General features: G+C 66.0%; 10 protein-coding genes and 1 riboswitch. Of the genes, 5 read left to right on the top strand and 5 right to left on the bottom strand.

Annotated elements, in window-relative coordinates; translation table 11 throughout:
* Positions 1–251: 251 nt before the first annotated feature.
* A complete protein-coding gene (locus F3J45_RS10055; RefSeq protein ID WP_167061088.1) occupies positions 252–1580 on the bottom strand; it encodes a sigma-54 dependent transcriptional regulator in 1329 nt (442 codons plus the stop codon).
* A gap of 355 nt (positions 1581–1935) precedes the next feature.
* Between F3J45_RS10055 and F3J45_RS10050 the strand changes: the two genes are divergently transcribed.
* Entirely contained in the window at positions 1936–2202 is a 267-nt protein-coding gene (locus tag F3J45_RS10050) for a hypothetical protein (protein WP_167061085.1), read from the top strand.
* Between the two features lie 102 nt (positions 2203–2304).
* On the opposite strand, the gene F3J45_RS10045 is transcribed toward F3J45_RS10050, so the two are convergent.
* Genes F3J45_RS10045 through cobW form a run of 4 tightly spaced genes read right to left on the bottom strand, consistent with a single transcriptional unit; the run spans position 2305 to position 8808 of the window.
* Positions 2305–2937 (bottom strand): VWA domain-containing protein, encoded by a 633-nt coding sequence (locus F3J45_RS10045; RefSeq protein ID WP_167061082.1) that lies wholly within the window; start codon positions 2935–2937, stop codon positions 2305–2307.
* Between the two features lie 35 nt (positions 2938–2972).
* Positions 2973–3974, bottom strand: a complete 1002-nt coding sequence (locus F3J45_RS10040; protein WP_167061080.1) for an ATP-binding protein — start codon at positions 3972–3974, stop codon at positions 2973–2975.
* Position 3975: 1 nt separating this feature from the next.
* Positions 3976–7737 (bottom strand): cobaltochelatase subunit CobN, encoded by a 3762-nt coding sequence (gene cobN / locus F3J45_RS10035; protein WP_167061077.1) that lies wholly within the window; start codon positions 7735–7737, stop codon positions 3976–3978.
* Between the two features lie 3 nt (positions 7738–7740).
* Positions 7741–8808, bottom strand: coding sequence for a cobalamin biosynthesis protein CobW (gene cobW / locus F3J45_RS10030; protein ID WP_167061074.1), 1068 nt, complete (start codon positions 8806–8808; stop codon positions 7741–7743).
* A gap of 99 nt (positions 8809–8907) precedes the next feature.
* A riboswitch (cobalamin riboswitch) is annotated at positions 8908–9123 on the bottom strand.
* Positions 9124–9531: 408 nt separating this feature from the next.
* Here cobW and F3J45_RS10025 point away from each other — a divergent pair.
* The 4 genes from F3J45_RS10025 to F3J45_RS10010 all read left to right on the top strand — a co-directional run bounded on the left by F3J45_RS10025 (position 9532) and on the right by F3J45_RS10010 (position 11862).
* Positions 9532–9942 carry a cobalamin biosynthesis protein gene (locus tag F3J45_RS10025; RefSeq protein WP_167061071.1) on the top strand — a complete coding sequence of 137 codons (411 nt, stop codon included), beginning with the start codon at positions 9532–9534 and terminating at the stop codon, positions 9940–9942.
* A 30-nt stretch (positions 9943–9972) separates the two neighbouring features.
* Complete coding sequence (gene cobM, locus F3J45_RS10020; RefSeq protein WP_167061069.1) at positions 9973–10725, top strand: precorrin-4 C(11)-methyltransferase; 753 nt, start codon at positions 9973–9975, stop codon at positions 10723–10725.
* Positions 10726–10789: 64 nt separating this feature from the next.
* Positions 10790–11032, top strand: coding sequence for a DUF1272 domain-containing protein (locus F3J45_RS10015; protein WP_167061066.1), 243 nt, complete (start codon positions 10790–10792; stop codon positions 11030–11032).
* Between the two features lie 215 nt (positions 11033–11247).
* The gene (locus F3J45_RS10010) at positions 11248–11862 is read left to right on the top strand and encodes a response regulator transcription factor (RefSeq protein WP_167061064.1); all 615 of its coding nucleotides are present in this window, start codon (positions 11248–11250) and stop codon (positions 11860–11862) included.
* The last annotated feature ends 11 nt before the right edge of the window (positions 11863–11873 follow it).

The raw sequence follows: 11873 nt of genomic DNA, 5'->3' as shown, positions 1-11873 counted from the left end.
ACAAAAATGCGATACGCGAACACCGGCGCTTGACCTACACCTCAACCCTGGGCTGCCGATCAAGCGCCCATCTCCAGGCCAGCGCCGCCCCCGGTAGGAGCGAGCACAGCTCGCGATGGGGCGCGCAGCGGCCCCAGGGTTTCAGCCTCGCGGCTCATAGTGCTGGGGCTGCTTTGCAGCCCATCGCGAGCTGCGCTCGCTCCTACCGGGTCCTGTGGGAGCGGGCTTGTCGAACCGCCGCGAACACCGGTTCAGCGAATCTGGTGCTTGTGCAGCAGCCGATAGAAGGTGGGCCGCGACACCCCCAGAACCTTGGCCGCAACACTCAGGTTGTTGCTGTGCCGGTCCAGCACATCGCACAGCGCCTGGCGCTCGGCCCGGTGCTTGTAGTCTTCCAGGGTGCCCAACGGCTGCTCCTCAGGCTCCAAGCCCTGCAAGCCGAGGTCCTGGGCCTCGATCTGCCGCCCTTCGGCCAGCACCAGCCCACGTCGAACCCGGTTGGCCAGTTCACGCACGTTACCGGGCCAGTTGTGCCGCCCCATCGCCGCCAAGGCATGCTCGCTGAACGAACGCGGCCGACGGCCGGTTTCCAGGCTGTAGAAATGGGAAAAGTGGTTGGCCAGCATCGACAGGTCACCGTGCCGGTCACGTAGCGGCGCGGTGACCACCTGCAGCACGTTCAAGCGGTAATACAGGTCTTCACGAAAACGCCCCTGCTCGATGGCCTTTTCAAGGTCCACGTGAGTCGCCGCCAGTACCCGCACATCCACCGGAATCGGCTGGCTGCCCCCCACCCGCTCAATGTGCTTTTCCTGCAGAAAGCGCAACAGGTTGGCCTGCAACTCCAACGGCAGGTCACCAATTTCATCCAGGAACAGCGTACCGCCATGGGCCGCTTCGATTCGCCCGACCTTGCGCTGGTGCGCACCGGTGAAGGCGCCCTTTTCATGCCCGAACAACTCGGACTGAATCAGGTGCTCCGGTATCGCGCCACAATTGATCGCGATGAACGGCTTCTCGCAGCGTTGCGACTGGCGGTGCAGCGTGCGCGCGACCAACTCCTTGCCCGTGCCACTCTCGCCGCGAATCAGCACCGGCGACTCGGTGGGCGCCAGCTTGCCCAACAGCTTGCGCAGCTCCAGGATCGGCCGGCTGTCGCCCAGCAATTCATGCTCCAGGCCATCGACCTGCACGGCACCCTTGCCGCCGCGCAGGCGCGCCATGCCAAAGGCGCGCCCCAGGGTAACCAGTACCCGGGAGACGTCGAATGGCAACGTGTGGAAGTCAAAAAACCACTCGCAAACGAAGTCACCCACATTCTGCATGCGCAACTGCTCGGCATTGAGCACCGCAATCCATTCGGTGTTGCTGCGTTTGATCATGTCCTTGACCGCATCCGGGTGGCGCAAGTGCGAGTCCTGCAGGCGCAGCAGGCCAACATCGCAGCGATGCTCCAGGGCCAGGTCCAGGCTGCAACTGCGCACATCCCAACCGGCCGATTCCAAACCTGGCAGCAAGCGGTGGCAGTCGTCGCACGGGTCGACGATCAGCAAGCGACGAAGGGCGGCGGTTTCGTGCATGACCGTTCCTTGGCGCCAATAGTTGGTTTTTATACGAAAAACAGTAAGTTGCGGCGCCTAATTAACAGTAGCAACGAACTTGACGCTGCCCACGACCGTTGGTCTGCCCGCCGCCGGCGCGTCAATTGGCCGCGGGAATCTTTTATTGTTATTGGCGTCACAGGCGGCGCAGGAAACAAAACGGCAACGCCCGTCGCGCGACCTGAAAAAAAATTTATAACGGCTGTGTGACTCCACCGCTAACTTGGAGCATCAGTACGAGTAACCCCGCACTGCAGATCGCCATTCGGTTAATGCGACCCCGCAGCCACGCGGACTTTAATGTCGATGTTTGGGACCATAGAGAGACCGAACCATGAATGCCCCGCTCCGTGTCAACGAAGCCTTGCTGATCGCCGACCACGCCTTTGAACCGTTCCAGTGCGTAGCCTGGGATGCCCCCAACGGTACGGGTGAACTGAGCCTGGCAGTGATCGACCGGACCAACACCCGCATCGGTAGCAAGCAAGTGTCGTCGCGTATCTATTCGGACCCGGCACAATGGGCCAGCCTTATCGAGGAAGTGCGCGCCGAATTGTCGCAGAAGGGCTATGACCTGCAGCCTTGGTCGATGCCAACCTAATAGCGCTGCTCCCTGCAAGTGCGTGCCCGCCACGCACTTGAGCAACTATCCGACTTGCCCGCTGGGTAACTTTCCCCTTGCGACAAAGTGTCGCTTATTCCTTTACTCCTTGACCTTGAATTGTTCCAGGTGCTGATACTCGGCCTGCAGTTGCGTGGCCAATTGCTTGGCGCGGCCCAGGCGAATTGGCGCCAATTCCATGTCGACCAACAGGGTTGAACACGGCAGCGGTTGCACCGTGCCCCAGCGCTGCAGGCGACCATCGGTAAATACCAGGCAACGCTGTGGCTCGTGGGGGTGAGCGTTCTGCCGCGCCTGCAACCAGCGACGCGCCTGCTCCAGTGCAGCGATCAGCGGCGTTCCGCCACCAGCGCCCAAGGCTTGCAGCCAAGGCTGCAAGGCCGCCGAGGCTTTCAGGCCGTGGCGCTGCCACTGGGGCGCACCGCCACTGGCGGTGAGTAGCGCCAGGCGGGCACGCTGGCGATAGGCCTGGTCGAACAGTTCGGCCAGCAGGCCCTTGCACTGGGCCAACGCCTGGTGCCGACGGGTCGATGCCGAGGCATCGACGATCACCAACCACAGTGCTGTCGGCTGTGCCTGGCGCTGTTGCCAGCACAGGTCCTGGCGTTGCTGCGGGCGGCCTTTGAGCAGGGTTGGCAACCAGGCTACCCGCCCGTTGGCGGCCGTGCGCGCACGGCCACGGCTGGCACCGGCCTGCTTGCCTTTGCGCGGCATGGCATCCGCCCGTGGGTTACCTGGTGGGCGGATGCTCAGGGCTTTTTTGCCCAGTTCGGCACCTCGCGCCGGGCACCGCTGGCAACAGGTTGGGTGGGCAATGCGCCCCAGTCACCCTGCCCGCCCTGGCCCTGGGCCTCACCCTGCCCGCCCTGGGGCGGTGCCGAGGGTGGCGCGGCGTCCGGCGCCACGCGGCGGCGATGGCGCAGGGCGAATTCGGCCACCGCGTCCACATCCTGCTCCTCGATCGCCTGCCCGCCCCGCCAGGCGCAATGCGCACGGGCGGCGCGCAGCCAGACCAGGTCGGCGCGCAGGCCATCGACGCCCGCGGCAAAGCAGCGCTCGGTGATCCAGGCCAGGGCCTGGTCGTCCAGGGCAATCGCCGCCAAGCCCTGGCGCGCGGCCTGGCAGCGCGCACGCAGTTGCGCCTGCGCTTCAGCCCACTGCGCGCAGAAGGCTTGCGGGTCGCTGTCAAAAGCCAGGCGGCGACGGATGATCTGCTGCCGCGCCTCAGGGGCTGGCAGGCCTTCAAGGGCTACGTTCAGGCCAAAACGGTCAAGCAGTTGCGGGCGCAACTCGCCCTCTTCCGGGTTCATCGTGCCAATCAGCACGAAACGGGCGCTGTGACGGTGGGAAATGCCATCCCGCTCGATGCGGTTGGTGCCGCTGGCGGCCACGTCCAGCAGCAGGTCGACCAGGGTGTCGGGCAGCAAGTTGACTTCGTCCACATAGAGCACGCCCCCATCGGCATGGGCCAGTACCCCCGGGGAAAACTGCGCCTTGCCCTGGCCCAGCGCTGCATCCAGGTCCAGCGTGCCGACCAGGCGCTCTTCACTGGCGCCCAGCGGCAAGGTGACGAACGGCCCTTCGCCGAGCAGGTCGGCCAGCCCCCGGGCCAGGGTGCTCTTGGCCATGCCGCGCGGGCCTTCGATCAACACGCCACCGATTTTCGGGTCGATGGCCGTCAGGCACAGGGCCAGCTTGAGGTCGTCGGCGCCAACCACGGCAGCCAAGGGAAATTGCACGGGTTCACTCATTTCAAGCCTGTTCCTCGCCGTCGAGCAGTTGTTCCTCAAGCGCCTCGCGGTAATCGCCGGGCGCTTCCCAAAGCCCTCGTTGCTGGGCTTCGAGCAAACGCTCGGTGAGGTCGCGCAGGGCCTCGGGGTTGTGCTCGCGCATGAAGTCGCGGGTCGCTGGGTCGAGCACATAGGCATCGGCCAGCGCCTGGTAATGATGGTCGTCGATCAGGTGGGTGGTGGCGTCGAAGGCGAACAGGTTGTCGACCGTCGCTGCCATCTCGAAGGCACCTTTATAGCCATGACGCTTGGCCCCCTCGATCCACTTGGGGTTCAGGGCGCGGGCACGGATGACCCGGTTCAGCTCTTCTTTCAGGGTACGGATGCGTGGCCGGTCGACCTGGCTGTGGTCGCCGTGGTAACTGGCCACGCTGGCACCGGCCAGGGTTTCCGACGCCGCCAGCATGCCGCCCTGGAACTGGTAGTAATCGTTGGAGTCGAGCAGGTCATGCTCGTGGTTGTCCTGGTTCTGCAGCACCGCCTGCACCTGGCTCAGGCGCTGGGCGAAGCGGGCGCGCGCCGGGGTGCCCTCGTCCTTGGCACCATAGGCGTAACCGCCATGGTTGAGGTACACCTCGGCCAGGTCGTCGCGGCTGTGCCACAGGCGCCCGTCAATGGCGTTCTGCACCCCCGCACCATAGGCGCCGGGCTTGGCGCCGAACACCCGCCAGCCCGCCTGGCGGGCAGCGTCATCGGCCGCCAGGCCCTGGGCCTGCAGCGCTTCGCGCTCGCTGCGCACGCGGGCGGCCAGCGGGTTGAGGTCGGCCGGTTCGTCAAGCGCCGCCACGGCCTGCACCGCCGCGTCGAACAGGCGGATAAGGTTCCCGAAGGCATCGCGGAAGAAGCCCGAGACGCGCAGGGTAACGTCTACCCGTGGGCGGTCCAGCAGGCTCAGCGGCAGAATCTCGAAGTCGTCGACCCGCTGGCTGCCGGTCGCCCATACCGGGCGCACACCCATCAGCGCCATGGCCTGGGCGATGTCGTCGCCGCCGGTGCGCATGGTTGCCGTGCCCCACACCGACAGGCCCAGCTGGCGCAGATGGTCGCCGTGGTCCTGCAGGTGGCGTTCGAGGATCAGGTTGGCCGAGGCGAAACCCAGGCGCCAGGCTGTGGTGGTGGGCAGGTTGCGCACATCCACGGTATAGAAGTTGCGGCCGGTAGGCAGCACGTCGAGGCGGCCACGGCTGGGCGCGCCGCTTGGGCCAGCGGGCACGAAACGGCCCGCCAGCGCGGCAAGCAGGCCATTGAGTTCGGCGCCGCCGCAAGCATCCAGGTCTGGCGCCACCTGTTCGCGCAGGGCCAGCACCACGTCGCTGACGGGCTGCCACTGGGCCTCGGCGGGCAGCTGCAGGCTGCCGTCCAGCGCCTGCTCGATCACCTGCAAGGCCAGCAGTTCGAGGCGTTCACGGGTGTCCCCGCAGCTGCGCCAGGGCTCTGCGCTCAGTGCCTGCAACTGCGCCGGGAACGGCCCCGGCCAAGGTTGGCCGAGGTCGCAGTCCAACGGGTCGAAGCCCGGCACCAGGGCCTTGGCCAGGCTGCGCAACAGGCTGGCATTGCCGCCCCGGCCATCGCCACGCTCCACCCGCAGCAAGGCCAGCAAGGTGTCCAGGCGCAGGCGGCCCGCGGGCGACTGGCCAAACACATGCAAGCCGTCGCGAATCTGCGATTCCTTCAGGTCACACAGGTAGGTATCCAGGCGTGGCAGCCAGACGGCGGCGTCGTCCAATTGCCCTTCGAGCTGCAGTTCTCGATCAATGTGGTTGGCCTTGACCAGTTCCAGGATATCCCGTTGCAGCTCGCGGGCACGGCGTGGGTCGAGCAGCTGCGCTTCGTAGAACTCGTCGGCCAGCTGTTCCAGGTGGCGCAGCGGCCCGTAGGTTTCAGCGCGGGTCAACGGTGGCATCAAGTGGTCGATGATCACGGCCTGGGTGCGGCGCTTGGCCTGGGCGCCCTCGCCCGGGTCGTTGACGATGAACGGGTAGATGTTGGGCAAAGGCCCGAGCAGCGCGTCTGGCCAGCAGGTGGCGGACAAACCAACCCCCTTGCCGGGCAACCATTCAAGGTTGCCGTGCTTGCCCACATGGATGACCGCGTCGGCGGCGTAGGTGTGGCGCAACCAGAAGTGGAAGGCCAGGTAGCCATGGGGTGGCACCAGGTCGGGGTCGTGGTACACCGCGCTGGGGTCGACCTGGTAACCGCGTGCCGGCTGTATGCCGACGAAGGTCAGGCCAAAGCGCAGGCCGGCCACCATCAGCCGGCCTGCGCGGTACATCGGGTCTTGCTCGGGGGGGCCCCAACGCTCCAGCACGGCCTGGCGGTTGGCTTCAGGCAGGCGCGCGAAGGCAGCCTGGTAATCGGCCAGGGCCAGGCTCTGGGCGCAGGGGCGCTGGTCGAGGTGGTCGAGGTCGTTGGTCACCCCGCCCAGCAGTTGCTGGATCAATGCCGTGCCCGTGCCCGGCAGCGCCGCCACCGGGTAACCCTGGGCCTGCAGCGCTTGAAGGATGTTCAAGGCAGCGGCCGGGGTGTCCAGGCCCACGCCATTGCCAATGCGCCCATCCCGGGTCGGGTAGTTGGCCAGCACCAGCGCCACGCGCTTCTGCGCATTGGGCAGGCGCGCCAGCTCGACCCAGCGGCGGGCCAGTTCGGCGACGAAATCCATGCGCTCAGGGTGGGCGCGGTAGCACACCACGTCGGACTGGCTGCGCTCACTGCGCCAGGCCATGTCCTTGAAGCTCACCGGGCGGGTGATGATGCGCCCGTCCAGCTCCGGCAAGGCGATGTGCATGGCCAGGTCACGGGCGCCGAGGCCCTGCTCGCTGGCCTCCCAGCCGGGCTGGTTGTCCTGCGCGCAGATCGCCTGCAACACCGGGATGTCGCGGCGAAACGGGCGCAGGTTGGGGCGTTCGGGGCTGGACAGGGCAAAGCCGGTGGTATTGACCAGTACCTCGGCACCCACCTCATCCAGCCAGTTTTCAACCTGTTCGAGGCAGGCGCTTTCCTTCAGGCTGGCCACGGCGATGGGCAATGGGTTGAGCCCGGCGGCCAGCATGCGCTCGCAGAACACGTCGATGAACGCGGTGTTGGCCGCCTGCAGGTGCGAGCGGTAGAACAGCAGCGGTGCCACCGGGTGCTCCGGGTGCCATTGGCTGTACCAGTCGCTGAGCTGCGCGGCGGCCTTGGCCGGGTGATACACCGAGGTTCGCGGCAGTGGCTGCGGCTCGTCCCAGGCATAGTCACGCCCCAGCCACTGGTTGGCCAGGCAGTTGAACAGGTTGAGCGCATTGGCCTTGCCGCCCTGGCGCAGGTAGTGCCAGAGCCGTTCGGCGGGCGCCCCGGCCACCGAGCCCAGCCCGGTGAGTTCCGGGTCTGGGCGGTCGTCGCCGGGCACCATGATCACCTGCACGCCGCGGGGGGCCAGTTCAACCAGTTGCTCGACGCCATAGCGCCAGTAACCGACACCGCCATGCAGCGACACCAGAATCACCTTGGCATGGCGCAGCACCTGGTCGACATACAGGTCGACCGAGGCGTGGTTCTGCACCTGCATCGGGTTGGCCAGGCGCAGGCTGGGGTAGTCTGCCGGCAGCTGCTCGGCGGTTTCGGCCAGCAGCGCCAGGTGCGAGTCGCCGCTGCAGAGGATCACCAGCTCGGCGGGTGTCTGGCCGAGGTCGGCAATGCTGTCGTCCGGCACGAAGCCGCCGGGCTGGGTCCGCAGCAGGTGCATGGGTCAGGCGCCCAGGGCTTGGCGCAGGCGCGCTTCCAGTTGGGCGGCGTCAAGGTCCTGGCCAATCAGCACCAGGCGGGTGATACGCGGCTCGTCGGCGCGCCAGGCGCGGTCGAAGTGCTTGTCGAAACGGGTACCCACGCCTTGCACCAGCAGGCGCATCGGCTTGCCGGGAATCGCAGCGAAACCTTTGGCGCGCAGGATGCCGAACTCCACCACCAGCTGGTTCAGGGCGTCGAGCAGCAGGCGCTCGTCGGCTTCTGGCAGGTCGATGGAAATGGAGTCGAAGGCGTCGTGGTCGTGGTCGTCGTGGTCATCACCGTCATGGTGCGAATCGTGGTGGGTACGGCGGCCATCGATATGCGCTTCGGCCTCGGCGCCCACACCCAACAGCACGTCCAGAGGCAGGCGGCCACTGCTGGCCTCGATCACCTTAACCGCCGGCGGCAACTCTTCGGCCACTTCGGCGCGGACCTTGGCCAGGCCCTCGGCATCGATCAGGTCGGCCTTGTTCAACACCACCAGGTCGGCGCTGGCCAGTTGGTCAGCGAACAGTTCGTGCAGGGGCGACTCGTGGTCCAGGTTGGGGTCGAGCTTGCGCTGTGCATCGACCTGCTCCGGGTAGGCGGCGAAGGTGCCGGCGGCCACGGCCGGGCTGTCGACCACGGTGATCACCGCATCGACGGTGCAGGCATTGCGAATTTCCGGCCATTGGAAGGCCTGGACCAGGGGTTTGGGCAGTGCCAGGCCGCTGGTTTCGATGAGGATGTGGTCGAGGTCGCCGCGGCGCGCCACCAGCTCGCGCATCACCGGGAAGAATTCTTCCTGCACGGTGCAGCACAGGCAGCCGTTGGCCAGCTCGTAGACCCGGCCGCTGGCCTCTTCCTCGGTGCAACCAATGCTGCACTGCTTGAGGATTTCGCCGTCAATGCCGAGCTCGCCGAACTCGTTGACGATGACCGCGATGCGGCGGCCCTGGGCGTTGTCGAGCATATGGCGGAGCAAGGTGGTCTTGCCCGAGCCGAGGAAGCCGGTAACGATGGTGACGGGGAGCTTGGCCAGTGTTTTCATGTCGCGTTGCCCTTGGCAGGTTGGCGCGGGCATGCGGGACGAAAGCCTCGGGCCAGGCCGGCCGGGCTCGTTCGCCACCGGATCACCCCGCCCGGTTGAAAGTCGAAAACGTGACGAGGCAGGTCTCCTGGCTTGCACCGTGCCAGCGCCGCTGTGCAATACAGGGGCTGGCGGGATGACGCCTTCCCGCGCCGGGGGCGCAGTGGCTGTGTCGATCCGTTGTCGGTGCCTACAGTTGCGGGGGCAGCCGCGGCTTGAACCGCGTTCCCGTCTTAGCTTCGGCCTGGCCGAAGAACCTCGAAGCGGCAAGGCTACGCGGGGGGTGGCGGGTGGTCAACTGAATGATGGGGTTGGGGATGGGTTTGGGTTTAGCTATGCAGCGCCTGCGAGATCGAGCGCCGCCCGCGCGGTGCATCGCGAGCTGCGCTCGCTCCTACGTTTGTTTTTGGCCAGTAACGCCTGTGACAGGCGCGCGCGACCGCCTTGTTGGTACGACGCGATATTGCGCCATGCGCCAAGGCGTTCGCGCGCCAATCCCCCAGGACTCACTGGCCCGAAACAAACGTAGGAGCGAGCGCAGCTCGCGAAGCGCCGCGCGGGCGGCGCTCGATTTCACAGGCGCTACAAGGCTAAAACCAATCCCCACCTGCCATTTGACTCCCCCACCGCCCCATGCTCTCCTTTACGCCCTGCGCCCCCCGGGCCCCTCTATAGAAAAAGCAGATGACACCTTCACACCTGCAGCCAGCGCTATATGCCGGCTTTGGTTGCCGCCGCGGCTGCCCGGTGGAAGACCTCGACGCGCTGCTTCGGCACGCCCTCGCCCAACACGGCCTGCCCCTGGCGGCTGTGCGCGGCATCGCCAGCCTCAGCCGCAAAGCCGACGAGCCCGGCCTGCGCCTGCTCGCCGAGCGCCTTGCCCTGCCCCTGGTCCTGCTCGACGCCGCCCAGTTGCAAGCCTTCGAACCCCTGCTCAGCCACCGCTCTGCCACCGCCTACGCCCACTGCGGCTGCTGGGGCGTTGCCGAAAGCTGCGCACTGGCCCTGGCCGAGCAGCAACACGGCAGCGCCAGGCTGGCAGTCGCGCGCCAGGCGACCGGCAACGCGACCGTTGCCCTGGCCTGCGCCGTATAATCGTCCGCTTCATCTACCCAAGGATTTTCCATGACGGTCTACTTCATCGGCGCCGGCCCCGGCGACCCGGAACTGATTACGGTCAAAGGCCAGCGCCTGATCCGTCAGTGCCCGGTGATCATCTATGCCGGCTCCCTGGTGCCTGCTGCCGTGCTCGACGGGCACCAGGCCGAGACGGTGATCAATAGCGCCGAGCTGCACCTGGAACAGATCATCGAGGCCATCAGCCTGGCCCATGCCAAAGGCCAGGACGTGGCCCGCGTGCACAGTGGCGACCCCAGCCTGTACGGCGCCATCGGCGAGCAGATTCGCCTGCTGCGCGAACGCAACATCGATTACCAGATCATCCCCGGCGTCACCGCCACCGCCGCCAGCGCCGCCTTACTGGGCTGCGAGCTGACCTTGCCGGACATCGCGCAAACCGTAATCCTCACCCGCTACGGTGACAGTTCACCGATGCCGCCTGGCGAACAACTGGGCGACCTGGCCCGCCATGGCAGCACCCTGGCCATTCACCTTGGGGTGAAACACTTGCCGCGCATCGTCGACGAGTTGCTGCCGCATTACGGCGCCGACTGCCCGATCGCCGTGGTGCACCGCGCCACCTGGCCCGACCAGGACTGGGTACGCGGCACGCTGGCCAACATCGTCGAGGCAGTGGCCGCCAAGGGCTTCAAGCGCACTGCGCTGATTCTCGTCGGGCACGTGCTGGGCGATGCCCCCTTCGCCGCCTCGGCCCTCTACCGCGCCGGCCACGCCCACCTCTATCGCCCCGGCAACTGAGCATTGCCAAGTAAAGCGGCGCCGTAGCAGACTCCGGACATCCCCCTGAACCGGAGTCATGCCCATGCTGGCGCTACGCCCCAACTGCGAATGCTGCGACCTCGACCTGCCCGGCGACAGCCCCGATGCGCTGATCTGCTCGTTTGAATGCACCTTCTGCCGCACCTGCGCCGAAGGCCGCTTCCAGGGCCGCTGCCCGAACTGCGCTGGGCAGCTGGTGGCACGCCCTACCCGGGTTGGCCAAGCGCTGCGCAACAACCCGGCGTCCACCGAGCGCACCTTGAAACCCCATGCCGCGTGTAATTGATTCCGTATAAACACCGGCCCTGTGCCATCAAACAGGGCCTTACCCCTGTTTTTTGTAGGACTTTTCCACAAACTCCGCCGCTTAATCAACAGAACTATACTGGCCGTTATCACGGGGCCGGAATGGACGTATCGTGCTGCACAGGCGAAAGAACTTGCAGACGTATTCCTGAATTACCCCAGGAAGCGGACCACATTCCGACAGGAGTTACCTACATGACCACTGTGTTGATCGTCGATGACCACCCCATCGTGCGGCTTTCCCTGCGTTTACTGCTTGAGCGCGAGCGTTTCAAGGTGGTTGGCGAAGTCGGCAATGGCAGCGAAGTTGCCCAGGTTGCGCGGGAATTGCGCCCCGATGTGGTAATCCTCGACATCGGCTTGCCTGGCCTGGACGGCATGGAAGTCATCAAGCGCCTGCAGCAACTGGAATCGGCCCCCAGAATCATGGTGCTGACCGGCCAGGCCACCGACCTGTATGTGCGCCGCTGCCTGGACGCCGGCATCGGTGCGTTCGTTACCAAGGATGAAGACCACGACGCGCTGATCTTCGCCCTCAAGGCGCTGATCAAAGGCTATTCGACCTTCCCGCAGATGTCGGTCAACAGCAACACGCTCGACAGCGAACCCATGCGCCTGGGCAGCCTGTCCAACCGTGAAATGGAAGTGCTCAGGCGCCTGGCCCGCGGCGAGAACAACAAGAACATCGGCGCCTGCATGAACCTCAGCGCCAAGACCATCAGCACCTACCGTGGGCGCATCATGGACAAACTCAAGACCGAATCACTGGTCGAGATGGTAGACCTGGCCAAACGCAATCACGTTTACTGAGCGGTTGGCCG

The organism is Pantoea sp. Ap-967, from assembly GCF_011752565.1.
Taxonomy (GTDB): domain Bacteria; phylum Pseudomonadota; class Gammaproteobacteria; order Pseudomonadales; family Pseudomonadaceae; genus Aquipseudomonas.
This window is presented reverse-complemented; position numbering and strand designations above follow the sequence as displayed.

Excerpts from the sequence above, each read along its gene's own strand:
- F3J45_RS10040 (WP_167061080.1), bottom strand. The coding sequence starts at position 3,974 with ATGAGTGAACCCGTGCAATTTCCCTTGGCTGCCGTGGTTGGCGCCGAC.
- F3J45_RS10015 (WP_167061066.1), top strand. The coding sequence starts at position 10,790 with ATGCTGGCGCTACGCCCCAACTGCGAATGCTGCGACCTCGACCTGCCC.
- cobN (WP_167061077.1), bottom strand. The coding sequence starts at position 7,737 with ATGCACCTGCTGCGGACCCAGCCCGGCGGCTTCGTGCCGGACGACAGC.
- F3J45_RS10045 (WP_167061082.1), bottom strand. The coding sequence starts at position 2,937 with ATGCCGCGCAAAGGCAAGCAGGCCGGTGCCAGCCGTGGCCGTGCGCGC.
- F3J45_RS10050 (WP_167061085.1), top strand. The coding sequence starts at position 1,936 with ATGAATGCCCCGCTCCGTGTCAACGAAGCCTTGCTGATCGCCGACCAC.
- F3J45_RS10010 (WP_167061064.1), top strand. The coding sequence starts at position 11,248 with ATGACCACTGTGTTGATCGTCGATGACCACCCCATCGTGCGGCTTTCC.
- cobM (WP_167061069.1), top strand. The coding sequence starts at position 9,973 with ATGACGGTCTACTTCATCGGCGCCGGCCCCGGCGACCCGGAACTGATT.
- F3J45_RS10025 (WP_167061071.1), top strand. The coding sequence starts at position 9,532 with ATGACACCTTCACACCTGCAGCCAGCGCTATATGCCGGCTTTGGTTGC.
- F3J45_RS10055 (WP_167061088.1), bottom strand. The coding sequence starts at position 1,580 with ATGCACGAAACCGCCGCCCTTCGTCGCTTGCTGATCGTCGACCCGTGC.
- cobW (WP_167061074.1), bottom strand. The coding sequence starts at position 8,808 with ATGAAAACACTGGCCAAGCTCCCCGTCACCATCGTTACCGGCTTCCTC.